Origin of the sequence: Streptomyces seoulensis, assembly GCF_022846655.1 — a bacterium.
Taxonomy (GTDB): domain Bacteria; phylum Actinomycetota; class Actinomycetes; order Streptomycetales; family Streptomycetaceae; genus Streptomyces.
Genome location: NZ_AP025667.1, coordinates 2,934,222 through 2,950,430, shown reverse-complemented (window position 1 = coordinate 2,950,430; position 16,209 = coordinate 2,934,222). Strand labels below are relative to the sequence as shown.

Below are 16,209 nucleotides of genomic sequence, written 5' to 3'. Positions count from 1 at the left end.
CTCCCGCGTCGGAGAAGGCGGGCGGGCCCGGAGCACATCGGAACGGAGGGGAGTTCGCGGTGGTCGTACGGTCCGTCAGACCAGCATGCTGATGGCGCGCGGGTCCTGCCCGACCAGGGCGCTGCCGTAGACCTGTTCGGGGACGCCCATGCCGAAGCCGGCGTGCCGGCTGCCGGTGTGGACGTCGCGCCACAGCCGCTGGAGCGGGTTGGACTCGTCCAGGGCGGAGGAGCCGTGGAGGGTGACGATGTCGTCGACGGCCTGGCGGCACTGCTGGACGACATGGGTGGCGTCCATGCGGGCGCGGGCCCGGGTCAGCAGGTCGGGGTTCTCGCCCGCCAGGGCGTGCTCGTCGACGCTGTCGGCGAGGCGGTGGGCGTGCAGTCGCGCGGTGTCCAGGCGGGTGGCGGAGGCCGCGAGGGCGAGCCGGGCGGTCGGCGACTCGGTCTGGTTGGCGAAGGTGGTGCCGGCGACGCGGCGGGTGCCGGCGTGGTCCAGGGCGTGGCGCAGGGCGGCGTCGGCGCCGCCGAGCATCGAGCCGATCAGGCCGACCATGAACACGCCGGTCAGGCTGTCTCGGTAGCGGCGGTCGGGCGGCACCAGGCCGTCGGTCTCGCCGTCGATCAGGGGCTTGTAGGGCAGCAGCCGGTGCGCGGGCACGAACACCTGGTCGGCGACGACGGTGTTGCTGCCGGTGCCGCGCATGCCGACGAAGTGCCAGGTGTCGCGGACGGTCACGTCGGCCGCGGGCATCAGCGCGAAGTGCGGCTGGAGTCCGGTTCCGGTGTCGGCGAGGAGCAGGCCGCCGATCCACTCCGCGTGCAGCGAGCCGGAGGCGTAGGGCCATTCGCCGCTGACGCGGACACCGCCTTCCACCGGCTCCACGGTGCGCACGGGCGCGCCGAGGATGAGCGCGGTACGGGCGTCGGGGTCGTCGCCCCAGACCTCGGCGCGGGTGCGCTCGGGGAAGAGCGAGACGACGAAGTTGCCGACGTTCAGCACGCCGGTGACCCAGGCGGCGGAGACGCAGCCGCGGCCCAGTTCGGTGCAGACCTCCAGCAGGGTGCGCACCGAGGTCTCGTGGCCGCCGTTGCTCTCCGGCACCAGCAGCCGGGTCAGTCCGGCGCCGGTGATCCGGGCCATGACCTCGTCGGGCAGGCGCCGGTCGCGGTCGCTGTCGGCCGCGCGTTTCCAGAGTTCCTCGCGGAGGCCGGCGGCCTGGTTCACCAGCTCCGCCGCACGCGCGTCGATGTCATTGCGTGAACCGCGCAATTTCTTTTTCCTTCCGGATTTTCGGGACGCGAAAGGGCCCCGGTGCGGATGGCGCTCCGGACGATTGGCGGTCCGTTTCCTCCGGCCGCCCCGGCATCGTACGTGGGCCGGTTCGGCGCAGCCACCCCCGTCGAATTCGCGGCCTCACATACGAAACTCTTCGTTCCGCTTGACGATCCCGGCGCCGTCGAGAGGAAAAGCGGAATACGCTCCTTCCCTCCACGCCGCTCACCTGCGGGCCGGCGTTCAACCGTGGAATCTCCTCGGTTGAACGGGCGCCGGAGCGCGACCGCGCGCCTTACGCGGGCCTCGGCGGCTGTGGTAATCCCTTTGGTTCGACAGGGCCTGACGCCGGATCTATTCCTCAGGAGACTGGCATGAGCAAAAGCGCCCAGAAGTCCTACGATTACGCGACCGCCGACTTCAACGCCGTATATCGCGGAGGTGAACTGCTGGGTGACGCCGGTATCACCCGGGTCCCCTGGGACATCGGTGAACCGCAGCCCGGTGTGCTTGAATTCGAGCGCCGCGGTCGAATTCGCGGTGATGTACTGGACGCGGGCTGCGGCCTGGGTGACAACGCCGTCTTCCTCGCCGCCCGCGGCTACCGGGTCACCGCGGTGGACGCCGCCTCCACGGCGATCGAGCGGGCCAGGGAGCGCGCGGCCGGGCAGGAGGGCGCGGCGGACATCGAGTTCGCCGTCGCCGACGCCACCAGCCTGGCCGGCTACGAGGGCCGCTTCGACACCGTGCTGGACAGCGCGCTGTTCCACACGCTCGACGCGGACGGGCGACGGCGCTACGCGGCCGCCCTCGGCCGGGCCGCCCGGCCCGGTGCCTGGCTGGACATGCTGTGCTTCGCGGCGGTCCCCGGCGGCATGCCCGAGCCGCTGTCCGTCTCCGAGCACACGGTGCGCGAGGTGCTCACCGAGGCCGGCTGGACGGTGACGGAGCTGACCCGGACCGTCTACTGGGGCGTCGCCGAGGCGACCCGCGTCTTCCTGGAGAGGACCGGCGTCCAGGTGGAGATCGACGACGAGGGACGCACCCAGCTTCCGGTCTGGTCCGTCCTGGCCGAGCGCGCCTGACCGGCACCGCCCGGCGCACCGCAACTCTTCTAGAAAGAAGGTCTGCCGATGCCGACGACCGTCAAACCCGTCAAGCTGGATCTGGCCCGGCTGGAAGCGATGGCGGAGTCCGACTACTACAACCCGTACACGATCTTCGACTGGCCCGAGTCCCTGGAGACGGACCGGCCGTGGATGAGCGAGGACCTGGTCACGCTCGCCGGCACCGAGGAGTGGGGCAGGCTGACGCGCGATCAGCAGCTCGCCCTGACCCGGTTCGAGGCGGTGAACTTCTTCAGCCTCAACGTGCACGGCATCCGCGAGCTGCTCAGCGAGGTGGTGCTGCGCATCCACACCAAGACCTACGCCGACGCCTCGGAGTTCCTCCACCACTTCATCGGGGAGGAGAACGAGCACATGTGGTTCTTCGGGACCTTCTGCCTGAAGTACGGCGGGAAGGTGTACCCGGCGGTGCCGCAGGTCGGTCCGGGCCGGATCGAGGGGGTGGGCGACGCCGCGACCGAACTGGTCATCTTCGCCCGCATCCTGATCTTCGAGGAGCTGGTCGACTACTTCAACGCGCGTATGGCGACGGACGATTCGCTGCCGCCGATCGCGCAGGAGATCAACCGGGTCCACCACCAGGACGAGAGCCGCCATGTCGCCTTCGGGCGGCACCTGTTCACCCAGTTGCTGGACCAGGTCAAGGAGAGCCGCCCGGAGGACATCCCGGTGCTCGCCAACTACCTGGAGACGTACCTGGAGTACAGCGTCCGCAGCCTGTACAACCCGGCCGTGTACCGCGACGCCGGTCTCGACCAGCCGCTGGAGCTGCGCCGCCGGCTGCTGGAGCACCCGGCGCGGCACGCCGCGCACGCCGCGATCCTCAACCGCACCCGCAAGTTCCTCGCCCGCAACGGCCTTCACGTCCAGGGAGCCACGGCATGAGTGACGACAAGATGACCAAGATCCTCACCTTCATCCACCAGCGCAACCCCGAGGTGGGCGAGCTGAAGCTGGACGACGACCTGATCGACCGCCGCGCGGTGGACTCGCTGGCCTTCGTCGAGTTCCTCTACCTGCTGGAGGAGCTGAGCGGGGAGACCATCGACCCCGAGGAGATCGACGTCGAGGACTTCCGCACCCTGCGCGCCATCGACAAGCGGTTCCTGCACGGCGCGGCGGCCCACTGATGGGCACCGCCACCGGGACGACGGACAACGGCCTCGGCGTACTCGGCCCGGACGAGCTGCGGCTGCTGCGCGCGTTCGACTCGCTGGTGCTGTCCTGGGCGCACCAGTGGGAGGCCGAGGAGCGGCGCTACCCGTTCCTGCTGCGCCCGGCGGACCTGGAGTCCATCGACTACTACGAGAACTTCCCGCACCTGGGTCTGGCCGCGGTGGCGGCCGACCCGGCCCGGCTGGCGGAGCTGCGCGCCGGAGCCGGGAGCCCCCTGGAGGAGCTCCCGGCGGCCGTCCTGAACGACGCGGCGCTGGCCCTGCCGTCGGCCGCCTGCTACTCGGTCTACTTCGACCTCGGGAAGCGGACCCTGCCGGCGACGGAGAACCGCTTCACCACGGTCGCCACCTGTTTCCGCAACGAGACGCGCTACGAGGGGCTGCGCAGGCTGCTCGGCTTCAGCATGCGCGAGATCGTGTTCGTCGGCTCCCCCGAGGGAGCGACCGAGCATCTGAAGCGGGCCAAGGAGCAGGTGCTGGGCCTCGCCGACCGGCTGGGCCTGGCGATGCGGACCGAGGTGGCCACCGACCCCTTCTTCGACCGCACCGGATCACGGGCCACGATGCAGCGCCTGTTCCCGGTGAAGGAGGAGTTCGTGGTGGACGGCCTGGCCATCGGGTCGGTGAACTACCACCGCAACTTCTTCGGGGAGCGCTGCGCGATCTCCCTGCCGGACGGCTCGCCCGCCTCCACCAGTTGCCTGGCCTTCGGCCTGGAGCGGTGGGTGCACGCGCTGACCGCCCGCTTCGGCGACGCCCGGTCCGCCGCCGAGGCGGTCCTCGAAGCCGTCTGAGCCCCGCCCGCCCCAGCCCGAAAGTGAGCCGATGACCGACACGACCGTCGACGACGCCCTGGAGACCGGCGAGATCCAGGTGAGCGACGACATCCGGATAGCGTACGAGCGACGCGGGTCCGGCCCCGACATCGTCCTCGTCAACAACTTCTTCATGGACCGCAAGTCCTGGCGGTCCTACACCGCGAACCTGGCCACCACGGCCCGGCTCACCTCCTACGACCTGCGCGGCCAGGGCGACTCCAGCCCGCACGCCGGGGAGCCGGTGTGGGAGGACCACATCAGCGACCTCAAGGCCCTGTTCGACGGCCTGGGGCTGGAGAAGGCGATCCTGGTGGGCACGTCGTTCTCGACGCTGATCTGCCGGGACTTCGCCGTGGCCCACCCGGAGCGGGTGCAGGGCCTGATCCTGGCCGGGCCGGCGATGAGCCCGCACGGCCCCCAGCGGCTGCGCCGGATCACCAAGTCCTGGCTGAAGACGCTGGACACCTCGGGACTCGGCGTGCTGTACGAGCAGTTGTACCCGCTCGTCTCCGGCGACCGGGCGGTGGAGGCGGCGGGGCCGATCGGGTTCATGGGCCGCAAGCAGAACTTCCTCGGCATCCACTCCGTGGAATCCCTGCGCGCCGGGCTCGCGGTGTCGGTGAAGGCGCCGCTGGACCCGGAGATCATGACCAAGGTGACGGCTCCGACGCTGCTGTTCGTCGGCGGGGACGACTTCTCGCTGAGCACGGACGCGGTGCGGGAGATGGTGGGGCTGTTCCCGGACGCCACCACCGTCACCGTCCCGGACGGCGGGCATCTGGCCTTCCTGGAGGAGCCCGAGTGGTTCCAGCGCGAGGTCGTCGCGTTCATCGACCGGGTGACCGGTACCGGCGCATGATCCGGTCCCGGTGACCGGGTCGGCGTATCCGTGGCTCCCGCGCACCTGGCTGCTCGGGAGCCACGGCCGTCCGCGGCGCGTGGTGGTGGAGTGCGCCGAGGTCGAGGCGCCGGGCACGGTCGCCGCGCAGCACCGGGCCGGCCGGCGTGCGGTGGGCGCGGCGCTGCGGCGTGCGGGCAGTCCGGTGACGGCGGTGGGCCGCGGTGCCGGCGGAGCGCCGGTCTGCCCGGACGGTTTCCCCGCCTCCGTCACGCACAGCGCCGAGCTGGCGGTGGCGGTCGTCGCACCCGGCGCCCCGGGTGTGGGCGTCGATCTGGAACCCCGCTGCCCCGAGCTGAGGCTGCACCGGTTCCTGCTGGACGACCGGGAGCGGGCCGACCTCTGGCCGGAGGGTGAACCACTGGGCCTGCGGCGGCTGTTCGCCGCGAAGGAGGCCGCGTTCAAGGCGCTGACCGACTGTGCCGACGCGCATGGCGGACTGTTCTGGCGGGTGCGGCTGTACGGGCACGAGGGACGGCTGTGGGCGCGGGCCGGTGACCGGTGGGCGGTCGTCGAGGAACTGGAGACGGCGGCGTTCTCCTTCGCGGTGGCGGTCGGCGCCGAGCCCCCCTCCGCGCCGGGGTGACACCGCGCTGACCTGCCGTGACCGACCGCACCCTGATCCATAACCAAAAGTTCGGCATCCCAGAAAAACTAGGTCTTGGACTTCTGATCGCATCGTCGGGACCATGACTGGGACGGCAGTGCCGCTGCGACCCCCGTCGGCGGCACTGTCGTCCCTCGACGAAAGGAACGGACCGTGCCCGCTCGCCCCGAACCGCCCACCGCGCGCGAGGATCTGAGTGCGGCCGCCGGGCAACTGGCCGAGAGCGTGAGCGGCCCGCTGTTCGCGGCGGGCCAGGACGGCTACGACGAGGAACGCGCCCGGTACCAGACCCACCGGCCGCACCGCCCGGCGTTCGTCGTCGGCGCGGCCGAGCCGAAGGACGTACAGCGGGCGGTGGAGTTCGCCGCCGCCCAGGATCTCCCCGTGGGCGTACAGGCCACCGGGCACTCCCCCGCGCTGCCCGCGGACACCGGGGTGCTCGTCAGCACCCGCCGGATGACCGAGGTGCGCGTCGACCCGGCCGCCCGCACGGCCTTCGTGGGCGCGGGCGGGCGGTGGAAGCAGGTCATCGAGGCGGCCGCGCCGCACGGCCTGGCCCCGCTCAGCGGCAGCGCCCCCGACGTGGGGGTGGTCGGCTACACCCTGGGCGGCGGAATCGGCCTGCTGGCGCGGAAGTTCGGGTACGCGGCCGACCACGTCCGGCGCATCGAGTGCGTCACCGCCGACGGCCGGCCGCGCGAGATCACCGCCGACGGCGAGCCCGACCTGTTCTGGGCGCTGCGCGGCGGCCGGGACAACTTCGGCCTGGTCACCGGCCTGGAGGTGGACCTGGTCCCGGTGACCCGGCTCTACGGCGGCGGGATGTACTTCGACGGCGCCTCGGCGGAGCGCGTCCTCGACGCCTACCTGCGCTGGACGGAGACGGTCCCGGAGGAGACGACCTCCTCCCTGGCCCTGGTCCCGCTGCCCGACGCGCCGACCCTGCCGCCACCGCTGCGGGGGCGGTACGTGGTGCACGTACGCGTCGCCCACCTCGGCGACCCGGCGTACGGGGAGCGGCTGGTCGCCCCGCTGCGGGCGCTCGGTCCGCGGCTGGCCGACTCGGTGCGCGAACTCCCGTACACCGACTCCGGGTCGATCCACAACGACCCGGTCCCGCCGGCCGCGTACGTCGGGACCAACGCGATGCTCAGCGGGCTCGACGCGTCGGCGGTGCGCACCGTGCTCGACCTCGCCGGACCGGACGCGCCCGTCACCAGCATCGTCGAGGTGCGCCACCTCGGCGGCGCCCTCGCGCGCCCGCCCCGCGTGCCGAACTCCGTCGGCAACCGCTCGGCCCGCTATCTGCTCGCGGTGCTCGACCGGGTCACCGACGAGACCGCCGACACCGTCCGCGCCGCGCACACCCGGCTGACCGACGCCCTGGCCCCGCTCACCACGGGCCGCAACCTGAACTTCCTGTACGGCGCGAACGCCACGCCGGAGCAGGTGCGGCTGGCGTACGCCCCCGACGATTACGCGCGCCTGCGCCGGATCAAGGCCGCGTACGACCCCGGAAACCTCTTCCGGCTGAACCACAACATCCCGCCGAACCCCTCCCCCGGCCCCCGCTGACGGGCCGCGGCCGACCGCTCAGGACAGCAGAAGGAACGATGATGGAAAAGAAATGGTGGACCCTGTTGGGGGTGTGCGGCGGGACGTTCATGCTCCTGCTGGACACCACCATCGTGTACGTCGTCATGCCCGATGTGCAGCGGGACCTGGAAGCCAGCTTCGCCGACCTCCAGTGGGTGATCGACGGCTACGCGCTGGCCCTGGCCTCCTTCCTGCTGACGAGCGGCACGCTCGCCGACCGGTTCGGGCGCAAACGCCTCTACGCGATCGGCGTGGCACTGTTCACGTTCGCCTCGCTGCTGTGCGGTGTGGCGCAGTCCCCGCTGATGCTGATCCTGTCCCGAGTGCTCCAGGGCGTCGGCGGATCGGTCATGTTCGCCACCGGTCTGGCGCTGCTCGCGGGCAGCTTCCAGGGCAAGGAACGCGGCATGGCGTTCGGTGTGTGGGGCATGGTGACCGGCCTCGCCTCCGCCGTCGGCCCGGTGGCCGGCGGTCTGATCTCCAGCGGCATCAGCTGGCGCGGCATCTTCCTGGTCAACGTGCCGATCGGTGTCATCGTGGCCCTGATCATCGCGCTGCGCGTGGACGAGTCGAAGTCGCCGTTCGCCCGCAAGCTGGACTGGCCCGGCTTCGTCCTGCTCACCGGCGGTCTTGCCACTCTCGTCTACGGTCTGATCCGCGCCGGTGAGACCGCGTGGAGCGACGGCCGCGCGGTGACCGGGCTGGTGGGCGGCGCGGTGCTGCTCATCGCCTTCCTGCTGGTGGAGGCCAGGTCCGAGCAGCCCATGTTCGACCTGCGGCTGTTCCGCATCCCCACGTTCGTCGGAGGCTCCATCGCCGCGTTCGCCATGAACGGCTCGCTGTTCGCGATGTTCCTGTTCCTGGCGATCTACTTCCAGGAGGCGCTGCACTACTCCTCGCTGGAGACCGGTCTGCGCCTGCTCACCGCCTCCCTCTCGATGCTGGTCGCCTCCCTGATCGCCGGGCGGCTCAGCGCCAAGGTCCAGCCCCGCTACATGATCGGGGTCGGGCTGCTGCTGGTCGGTGCCGCGTTGCTGCTGATGGGCGGGATCACCGAGTCCAGCGGCTGGGAGCACTTCATCCCCGGTCTGGTGCTGGGCGGCATCGGCGCCGGTCTGGTGAACCCCCCGCTGGCCTCCACGGCCGTGGGCGTCGTGGACTTCTCCCGCTCCGGCATGGCCTCGGGCGTGAACGGCACGTTCCGTCAGCTCGGTGTGAGCGCCGGTGTCGCGGTGCTCGGCTCGACCTTCGCCGGGGTCATCAGCGAGCGGTTCCGTGACGGGCTGCGCGGGGTGCCGGAACTGGCCGGGCGCAGTGACCAGTTGGCCGCGCTGACGCGGGGCGGCGAAGCGGATCAGGCGGTGCGGCTGGTGCCCGAGGCTTACGGGGACAAGGTGCAGCAGATCGCCACGACCGGTTTCGTGGACGGCCTGAACACCCTGCTCGCGGTGTCGGCCGGGCTGGCCCTGCTCGGCGGTGTGCTGGCCCTGGTGCTGATCCGGCCGGCCGACTTCCAGGCGGCGCAGCAGCCGAAGCCCGAGGCGAAGGACGCCCCCGGCCAGTCGCCGGTGGCCGCCGAGAGCTGAGCCTCACGTACGAAGCGGGCCCGCCGGCTGCCGGCGGGCCCGCTTCGTCGTCTCCGGGGCGGGTCACGCCCCGCTCATCGAGGCCACGGCCTGGCTGGCGGCCGGTTCACCGAAGGACTGGCGGCAGTGCAGCAGCAGTTCGCGCAGGGCGGGGCTCTTGGTGGGCGCGGAGATCAGGGCGAGCACGGCCGGTACGTCGGCGTCGGTGATGGCGATGGTCTTGAGCCCCTCCTGCTGGGCGGTCATGGACTCGGAGAGCACCGCGACGCCGAGTCCCCGCTCGGCCAGGTTCATCACCGCGCCGGGGGCGCTGGCCTGGAGGGCGATGGTGGGGGTCAGACCGAGCGCGGCGGACGCCTCGTCCAGCGTCGCCCGGATTCCGGTCCCCGCGGGCAGGCACACGATGGGGTAGGCGCTGAGTTCGGCGAGGGTGACCCCGTCCTTCTCGGCCAGCGGGTGCCCGTGCGGGACGGCGGCGACGATCGGCTCGCTGATGATCTGCCAGCCGTCGAGGTCCTCCGGTGCGCGGTGGGCGGCGCCGATCAGCGCCAGGTCGACGGTGCCCTCGCGGACGTACTCGACCAGCTTGACGGAATCGTCCTCGACCAGGCTGATCTCGACGCCGGGGTGGGCGAGGTGGAAGCCCGACAGGGCGTCGAAGAGCGGCTGGACGGTGCAGGCGGTGACCATGCCGACGACCAGCTTGCCCCGGACCAGGCCGTTCATCTCGTCCACGGCCTGCCGCAGCGAGTCCATCGAGGACAGCACGGACTTGGCGTGGGCCAGCACCACTTCACCGACGGCGGTGAGCTGCGCGCTGCGCCCGGAGCGGTCGATCAGGGTGGCCCCCAGGTCGTTCTCGAGCTGGCGGATCTGCGCGCTGATGCCAGGTTGGCTGATATGCACCAGCTCCGCGGCCCTGGTGAAATTGGCTTCCTGTGCCACGGCGATGAAGTACCTGAGCTGCCTGATCTCCATAACTCCAAATTATAACGTCGATCCGGATGATTGATTGGACTTGTTCTCGGCCAATGACGGAAAATTGCCACGTTGGTACCCGGACCGCAGGAAAGGATGATTGTGTCCGAGAACGAGAAGGCCCTGAAGCCGGAAGACCTCACCCGCCTCTTCGTGGAGCGCGCCAACGCGGGTGACGCCGCCGGCCTCGCCGCGCTGTACGACGAGGAGGCCGTCATGGCCTACCCGCCGGGCAGCACCACCGTGGGCCGGGAGGCGATCCGCCAGTTGTGGGAGAAGGTGCTGTCCAACGCGCCGCACTTCGAGCCGGAGGAGCCCCTGCCGACGCTGGTGTTCGGTGACATCGCGCTCACCTCCACGCCGCCCAAGGACGGTTCGGGTGCCCGCGCGCAGGTGGTCAAGCGACAGGCCGACGGCAGTTGGCTGCGCATCATCGACCAGCCGGAGTTCCGCCCGCCGACGAGCTGACGGCCTGTCGCTTTCTGGCCATCCTCGCCTGGGCGCCACCCGGCACTTCGCACGGCTGGCGCCCGGTGTGCGACGCAGGACCCCCGGCCGAAAAACCTGTTGCCTCCCGCGAGGCAGCGGTTCCCGTCCGGGCGTTTTCTGTCATCGCGCGTTGACGATTCACCGGCACCGGATATGGTGCACGGCAGCAGGTCCAGAGCCAAACGGGGGAGGCTCTTCACAGTGATACGCGATTCTCGGCGCCACTTTTCGGCGCGGCGGGCCCTTTTCCGGACCCGTCCATTCCAGCCCGGCCCACTCGGTCCACGCCGCCCATTCATCGCGGCGCAGCACCGTCGGCCGGGCTCTCGTGTATCCCCCGTCTGTAGTTCCGACCGGGTATTCGCGCGCGGCCGCTGACCGCCCGCGAAACACCGTCGTCGGCTTCTCCCGTCACCGTCCGGGGTGCCGCGTACCGGCGACAGGTGTGTAGGTACGCGCGTCAATCTCACATCTTTATGCCCCCTGTACGGACATATGAACAGGAGATTGAGAATGGCTGTGACTGGAACCAGAAGCATTCATCTCGCCGCCCCGGTGATCTGCGAGTCGGCGGAACTCTGGAACGCGCAGGCGGACAGTCTGCCGGTGACACGGGCGCCCATCGAGTCGTTGTCCACCGACGATTCCCCACGTATATCGGGCGAGAACGAGGAACACGTACGGCACCTGGCCCAGTGCGTCGCGCCGCTGCCACCGATCATCGTGCACCGCGCCACGCTCCGGGTCATCGACGGCGTCCACCGGCTGCGGGCCGCCCGGCTCAACGGGCAGACCCACATCGACGTGCAGTACTTCGACGGCACCGCCAAGGACGCCTTCCTGCTGGCGGTGGAGCGCAACGCCCACCACGGACTGCCCCTGACGCGCGCCGACCGCAACGCGGCCGCGCTGCGCATCATCCGCTCCCACCCGGACTGGTCGGACCGGATGATCGCGTCGGCCACCGGTCTCTCGCCCAAGACGGTGGGCTCGATCCGGCGTCGTTCGGGTGACGCAATTCCTCAGTTGAACGCCCGGATCGGCCGGGACGGCAGGTCGCGCCCGGTCGACAACTCCGAGCGGCGCCGGCTGGCCGGTGAGTACGCCCGCCGCCATCCGCAGGCCACGCTGCGCGAGATCGCCAGGGAGAGCGGCCTGTCGCTGGCGACCGCCCGGGACGTGCGCGAACGCGTGCAGAAGGGTGCCAGCCCGACCCTGGGCGGCCGGCCCTCCGGCGGTCCGGTGCCGAGGCCGGCGACCCCGGCAGGCACGTCGCGCGTCCCGGAGCCGTCCGGCCCGGTCACCGCCTTCGCGCTGGCGGAGACGCTGCTGCTGCTCAGGCGGGATCCGTCGATACGGCTCACCGAGCACGGCAGGTTCCTGCTGCGCCTGCTCGACACCCACGCCCTGGCGAACCGGCGGTGGGAGGAACTGGTGGACCGGATACCGCCGCACTGCGCGGCCAAGGTCGCGGCCGCGGCCCGCGAATGCGCGGCGTCCTGGCGGGACGCGGCACAGCAACTGGAGGAGCGGGCCCGTGCGGTCGACGGCCGCGGGGCGGTGAACACGATCGCCTGAACGCGAGAGTCCGGCCGATCCGGGGACCGCTGGATCAAGGGTCCCCGAATAACCGGCCCTCGTGGAATCCAGAAGATTTCCCTATGATCTCCGCATGACAATTCTGGTGACCGGAGCCACCGGTAAAACGGGCCGCCATGTGGTACGGGAACTGCTCGCCGAAGGCGAAGACGTACGTGTATTGACCCGCAGCCCGGAAAAGGCGGAAGTTCCTTCCGGGGCGAGTGTCGTACGCGGTGATCTGAGTGAACCGGAAAGCCTTTACCCGGCACTCGACGGGGTGTCCTCCGTTTTCCTCTTTCCGGTTCTCGACGCCATCCCGGCGTTCGCGGCGACGGCGAAGCGCGCCGGAGTGCGCAAGGTCGTACTGTTCACCGGCGCATGGGCCGCGGGGCACACCGCGCGGGACCGCGCGTCCTGGGTCTATCCGCGCTACCGGGCGGCCGAGGCGGCGCTCGCCGAGAACGGGCCGGAGCAGTGGACGGTGCTCCGGCCGGCCCCCTTCGCCACCAACGCGCTGTGGTGGGCACAGGGCGCGCGGGCGGACGGGACGGTACGGCTGCCCCATCCGGACGCCGTCTGCCCGGTGGTCCACGAGGCCGACCTCGCGGCGGCGGCCGTGGCCGCGCTGCTGACGGACGGCCACCACGGGCGGCGGTACACCGTCACCGGGCCCGCCCCCGTCTCGCAGGCGGAGCAGGTCGCCGCGATCGCGGAGGCGACCGGGCGGCCGCTGCGCGTGACCCGGATCGACCCCGAAGCCTGGCGGTCCGGGGCGGAGCGCTTCCTGCGGCCGGGCATCGTCGCCGACCTGCTGAAGGAGTGGTCCCAGACCGAGGCCGACCCCGCGACCGCCCTGCCGGTCACCTCGGCCGTCGAGGACCTGACCGGGCGGCCCGCGCGCACCTTCGCACGCTGGGCCGCCGACCACGCCGGCGACTTCTCCTGACCCTGCCCGCCCCCGAACCCGGCCACCGCCCCGAAAGGACGGTCATGGAGTACACCCAGCTCGGCCGCAGCGGTCTGCGCGTCTCCCGGCTCTGCCTCGGCACCATGAACTTCGGGGTGCACACCGAGGAGGCCGAGGCCCACCGCATCCTGGACGCCGCCCTGGACGCGGGCGTCAACTTCGTCGACACCGCCGACCTGTACGGCTGGCCCGAGCGGCCCGGCCTGACGGAGACGGTGATCGGCAACTGGCTCGCGCGGGGCGGCGGCCGCCGCGAACGGACCGTGCTGGCCACCAAGGTGTACTCGGACATGGGCGACTGGCCCAACGAGGGCGGGCTGTCGGCCCTGCACATCCGCCGGGCGGTCGAGGCCAGCCTGCGGCGGTTGCGCACCGACCACATCGACCTCTACCAGATGCACCACGTCGACCGGTCCACGCCGTGGGACGAGGTCTGGCAGGCCATGGACGTCCTGGTGACCCAGGGCAAGATCGTGTACGTCGGGTCGAGCAACTTCGCGGGCTGGCACCTGGCCGAGGCCCAGGAGTCCGCACGCGCCCGGCACCTGCCCGGCCTGGTCAGCGAGCAGTCCCACTACAACCTGCTGGAACGCACGGTGGAGCTGGAGGTGGTCCCGGCCGCCCGGCGCTACGGCATCGGCCTGCTCCCCTGGTCCCCGCTGCACAGCGGCCTCCTCGCCGGGGTGCTGCGGGACGAACGCCGAGGCGTGCGGCGCACGGTCGCACGGGCCGCCGCCGCGCTGGCTACCCGACGTCCGCAGATCCAGGAGTACGAGGACTTCGCCGCCGAACTGGGCCTGGAGCCGGGGCACATCGCGCTGGCCTGGCTGCTCGCCAACCCGGCCGTCACCGCGCCCGTGGTCGGCCCGCGCACGCTGGAGCAGTTCCACAGCGCCCTCGCGGCACTGGAGGTGGAGCTGGAGCCGAAGGCGCTGGCCCGGCTCGACGAGATCTTCCCCGGTCACCGGCCCGCCCCGGAGGCGTACGCCTGGTGACACCCGGCCGGGGCCCACTCGCCCCGGCCACCCCGCACCGTCAGCAGCCGCTGCAACCCGAGGAGTGTCATGCCCCGCCGTCTGTTCACTTCGGAGTCCGTCACCGAGGGCCATCCCGACAAGATGGCCGACCGGATCAGCGACACGGTCCTCGACGCGCTGCTGGCGCGTGACCCCGGCTCGCGTGTCGCCGTGGAGACCCTCATCACCACCGGCCAGGTGCACGTGGCCGGTGAAGTCACCACGCGGGCCTGGGCGGACGTGCCCGCGCTGGTCCGTGAGGCCGTGCTCGACATCGGCTACGACGCGTCGGCGAAGGGCTTCGACGGCGCCTCCTGCGGGGTGTCCGTCTCCATCGGCGCCCAGTCCCCCGACATCGCGCGCGGTGTCGACGCGGACAGCGAGGATCTCCTGGCCGCCCAGGGCGCCGGGGACCAGGGCCTGATGTTCGGGTACGCGACCGACGAGACACCGGAACTGATGCCGTTGCCGATCCGGCTCGCGCACCGGCTGGCCCAGCGGCTGACGGAGGTGCGCCGCTCGGGGAACATGCCGTACCTCAGGCCCGACGGGAAGACGCAGGTCACGGTCGAGTACGACGGGGACCGGGCGGTCCGCCTGGACACGGTCGTGGTCTCCGCGCAGCACGCGGCGGACGTCTCGCTGGAGGACCTGCTGGTGCCCGAGGTGCGCCGGAACGTGGTCGACGTGGAGCTGGCGCGGCTGGCCGGTGACGGCATCGAACTCGACACCGAGGGCTGCCGGTTGCTGGTCAATCCCACCGGCCGCTTCCACATCGGCGGACCGATGGGCGACGCCGGCCTGACCGGCCGGAAGATCATCATCGACACCTACGGGGGCATGGCCCGGCACGGCGGCGGCGCCTTCTCGGGCAAGGACCCCTCCAAGGTGGACCGTTCGGCCGCGTACGCGATGCGCTGGGTCGCCAAGAACGTGGTGGCGGCCGGCCTGGCGTCCCGCTGCGAGGTGCAGGTGGCCTACGCCATCGGGCGGGCGGAGCCGGTGGGCCTGTTCATCGAGACCTTCGGCACCCACCGGGTCGGTGTCGACGCGATCGGCAGGGCATCGACGAGGTCTTCGACCTGCGCCCGGCGGCCATCATCCGCGACCTCGACCTGCTGCGCCCGATCTACGCCCGGACGGCGGCCTACGGCCACTTCGGCCGCGAGCTCCCGGACTTCACCTGGGAGCGCACCGACCGGGCGGAGGCGCTCCGCGCGGTGGCCGGGCTCTAGCTCCAAAGGTGCGCCCCGCCCAGGACTCGGGCGGGGCGCACCTTCATGTGCCTGGGGTCATGCGGGCAGGGTGCGGGCGATCTCCGTGAGGGACGCCTTGGCCCGCTCGTGCAGTCCGCCGCCGAACGTGACGCGGGCGGCGCCCAGCCCGCCCAGCTCCGCCGGGGTCGGCCCGTTCGGCAGGTACAGGGCGTTCAGCGGGGCCGGGACGCCCTTGGACAGCTCGGGGAGCAGCTCGGCCGGGGCCAGGATCGGATAGACGACGTCCGCCCCGGCCTCGGTGTAGAGGCGGCCACGGACGATCGCCTCCTCCGCGTCGCTCGCGCCGTACAGGAACGTGTCCACGCGGGCGTTGAGCACCAGCCGGCCCCCGGCGGCCGCCGTGACCTCGGCCAGCCAGTCGGCGTGCTCCTGGGCGTCCTTGAGCTTGCCGGAGGCGTGGTCGGTGTCCTCCAGGTTGCAGCCCACCGCGCCGACGGCGAGCAGCCGTTCCGCGATCTCGGCGGGCGGCAGCCCGTAGCCGTCCTCGATGTCGGCGGTCACCGGGACGTCGACCGCGCGGACGATCCGGGCGAGCGCGTCGAACATCTCGTCGGCCGGGGTGGCTCCGCCGTCGGGGTGGCCGAGCACGGCGGCGACCGCGGCGCTGGAGGTGGCCAGCACCCGGTGCCCCGCGTCCGCGAACACCCGCGCGCTCACCGCGTCCCAGACGTTGGGGATCACCAGCGGGTCGCCGGGGTCGGGCCGTTGGTGCAGCGCGCGGAAGTCCTCGGTCCGGGTACGGCTGGGCACAGGTCGTCTCCTGAGGTCGGTCGGAACGGACGAGCCGCCGCCAGCGTAGGCAACGGAGGCCGCCCGCGT

At 71.7% G+C, this 16,209-nt stretch carries 15 protein-coding genes and 1 pseudogene; 13 read left to right on the top strand and 3 right to left on the bottom strand.

What is annotated here, in order from left to right:
* Nucleotides 1–75 precede the first annotated feature (75 nt).
* Nucleotides 76–1,272: an acyl-CoA dehydrogenase family protein gene (locus HEK131_RS13600; RefSeq protein WP_244335260.1), complete on the bottom strand. Its 1,197-nt coding sequence runs from the start codon at nt 1,270–1,272 to the stop codon at nt 76–78.
* Between the two features lie 377 nt (nt 1,273–1,649).
* Here HEK131_RS13600 and HEK131_RS13595 point away from each other — a divergent pair, with 377 nt between their 5' ends.
* From HEK131_RS13595 to HEK131_RS13560, 8 genes are all read left to right on the top strand, one after another.
* Nucleotides 1,650–2,360, top strand: a complete 711-nt coding sequence (locus HEK131_RS13595; RefSeq protein ID WP_244335259.1) for a class I SAM-dependent methyltransferase — start codon at nt 1,650–1,652, stop codon at nt 2,358–2,360.
* Between the two features lie 48 nt (nt 2,361–2,408).
* Nucleotides 2,409–3,287: a diiron oxygenase gene (locus tag HEK131_RS13590; RefSeq protein ID WP_217464160.1), complete on the top strand. Its 879-nt coding sequence runs from the start codon at nt 2,409–2,411 to the stop codon at nt 3,285–3,287.
* Entirely contained in the window at nt 3,284–3,532 is a 249-nt protein-coding gene (locus HEK131_RS13585; protein WP_244335257.1) for an acyl carrier protein, read from the top strand. Before HEK131_RS13590 ends, HEK131_RS13585 begins: the two co-directional genes overlap by 4 nt.
* A complete protein-coding gene (locus tag HEK131_RS13580) occupies nt 3,532–4,371 on the top strand; it encodes a hypothetical protein (protein WP_244335256.1) in 840 nt (279 codons plus the stop codon). Before HEK131_RS13585 ends, HEK131_RS13580 begins: the two co-directional genes overlap by 1 nt.
* Before the next feature lie 31 nt (nt 4,372–4,402).
* Nucleotides 4,403–5,254 (top strand): alpha/beta fold hydrolase, encoded by an 852-nt coding sequence (locus HEK131_RS13575; RefSeq protein WP_217464158.1) that lies wholly within the window; start codon nt 4,403–4,405, stop codon nt 5,252–5,254.
* A gap of 10 nt (nt 5,255–5,264) precedes the next feature.
* Nucleotides 5,265–5,879, top strand: coding sequence for a 4'-phosphopantetheinyl transferase superfamily protein (locus HEK131_RS13570; protein ID WP_217464157.1), 615 nt, complete (start codon nt 5,265–5,267; stop codon nt 5,877–5,879).
* A 174-nt stretch (nt 5,880–6,053) separates the two neighbouring features.
* Nucleotides 6,054–7,475 carry an FAD-binding oxidoreductase gene (locus HEK131_RS13565; protein ID WP_244335255.1) on the top strand — a complete coding sequence of 474 codons (1,422 nt, stop codon included), beginning with the start codon at nt 6,054–6,056 and terminating at the stop codon, nt 7,473–7,475.
* 38 nt (nt 7,476–7,513) lie between these two features.
* On the top strand, nt 7,514–9,082 hold the full coding sequence (locus tag HEK131_RS13560) for an MFS transporter (RefSeq protein WP_244335254.1): 1,569 nt from the start codon (nt 7,514–7,516) through the stop codon (nt 9,080–9,082).
* 63 nt (nt 9,083–9,145) lie between these two features.
* Here the strand turns inward: HEK131_RS13560 and HEK131_RS13555 are convergent, their stop codons facing one another.
* Nucleotides 9,146–10,060, bottom strand: a complete 915-nt coding sequence (locus HEK131_RS13555) for a LysR family transcriptional regulator (RefSeq protein ID WP_217464154.1) — start codon at nt 10,058–10,060, stop codon at nt 9,146–9,148.
* 102 nt (nt 10,061–10,162) lie between these two features.
* Between HEK131_RS13555 and HEK131_RS13550 the strand changes: the two genes are divergently transcribed.
* The 5 genes and pseudogenes from HEK131_RS13550 (at nt 10,163) to metK (ending at nt 15,348) form a co-directional block, all read left to right on the top strand.
* Nucleotides 10,163–10,528 carry a YybH family protein gene (locus HEK131_RS13550; RefSeq protein ID WP_161149662.1) on the top strand — a complete coding sequence of 122 codons (366 nt, stop codon included), beginning with the start codon at nt 10,163–10,165 and terminating at the stop codon, nt 10,526–10,528.
* A gap of 534 nt (nt 10,529–11,062) precedes the next feature.
* The gene (locus HEK131_RS13545; protein WP_244335253.1) at nt 11,063–12,127 is read left to right on the top strand and encodes a ParB/RepB/Spo0J family partition protein; all 1,065 of its coding nucleotides are present in this window, start codon (nt 11,063–11,065) and stop codon (nt 12,125–12,127) included.
* 94 nt (nt 12,128–12,221) lie between these two features.
* Complete coding sequence (locus HEK131_RS13540) at nt 12,222–13,076, top strand: NAD(P)H-binding protein (protein ID WP_244335252.1); 855 nt, start codon at nt 12,222–12,224, stop codon at nt 13,074–13,076.
* A 44-nt stretch (nt 13,077–13,120) separates the two neighbouring features.
* Nucleotides 13,121–14,092, top strand: coding sequence for an aldo/keto reductase (locus tag HEK131_RS13535; RefSeq protein WP_217464151.1), 972 nt, complete (start codon nt 13,121–13,123; stop codon nt 14,090–14,092).
* Nucleotides 14,093–14,161: 69 nt separating this feature from the next.
* A pseudogene (gene metK / locus HEK131_RS13530) lies at nt 14,162–15,348 on the top strand (methionine adenosyltransferase).
* Nucleotides 15,349–15,405: 57 nt separating this feature from the next.
* On the opposite strand, the gene HEK131_RS13525 reads toward metK, so the two are convergent.
* On the bottom strand, nt 15,406–16,140 hold the full coding sequence (locus tag HEK131_RS13525; RefSeq protein ID WP_244335250.1) for an isocitrate lyase/PEP mutase family protein: 735 nt from the start codon (nt 16,138–16,140) through the stop codon (nt 15,406–15,408).
* Nucleotides 16,141–16,209 lie beyond the last annotated feature (69 nt).

What these genes read in the sequence shown, in the direction of transcription:
- HEK131_RS13595 (WP_244335259.1), top strand. Translation starts at nt 1,650, where the DNA reads ATGAGCAAAAGCGCCCAGAAGTCCTACGATTACGCGACCGCCGACTTC.
- HEK131_RS13590 (WP_217464160.1), top strand. Translation starts at nt 2,409, where the DNA reads ATGCCGACGACCGTCAAACCCGTCAAGCTGGATCTGGCCCGGCTGGAA.
- HEK131_RS13585 (WP_244335257.1), top strand. Translation starts at nt 3,284, where the DNA reads ATGAGTGACGACAAGATGACCAAGATCCTCACCTTCATCCACCAGCGC.
- HEK131_RS13580 (WP_244335256.1), top strand. Translation starts at nt 3,532, where the DNA reads ATGGGCACCGCCACCGGGACGACGGACAACGGCCTCGGCGTACTCGGC.
- HEK131_RS13575 (WP_217464158.1), top strand. Translation starts at nt 4,403, where the DNA reads ATGACCGACACGACCGTCGACGACGCCCTGGAGACCGGCGAGATCCAG.
- HEK131_RS13560 (WP_244335254.1), top strand. Translation starts at nt 7,514, where the DNA reads ATGATGGAAAAGAAATGGTGGACCCTGTTGGGGGTGTGCGGCGGGACG.
- HEK131_RS13555 (WP_217464154.1), bottom strand. Translation starts at nt 10,060, where the DNA reads ATGGAGATCAGGCAGCTCAGGTACTTCATCGCCGTGGCACAGGAAGCC.
- HEK131_RS13545 (WP_244335253.1), top strand. Translation starts at nt 11,063, where the DNA reads ATGGCTGTGACTGGAACCAGAAGCATTCATCTCGCCGCCCCGGTGATC.
- HEK131_RS13540 (WP_244335252.1), top strand. Translation starts at nt 12,222, where the DNA reads ATGACAATTCTGGTGACCGGAGCCACCGGTAAAACGGGCCGCCATGTG.
- HEK131_RS13535 (WP_217464151.1), top strand. Translation starts at nt 13,121, where the DNA reads ATGGAGTACACCCAGCTCGGCCGCAGCGGTCTGCGCGTCTCCCGGCTC.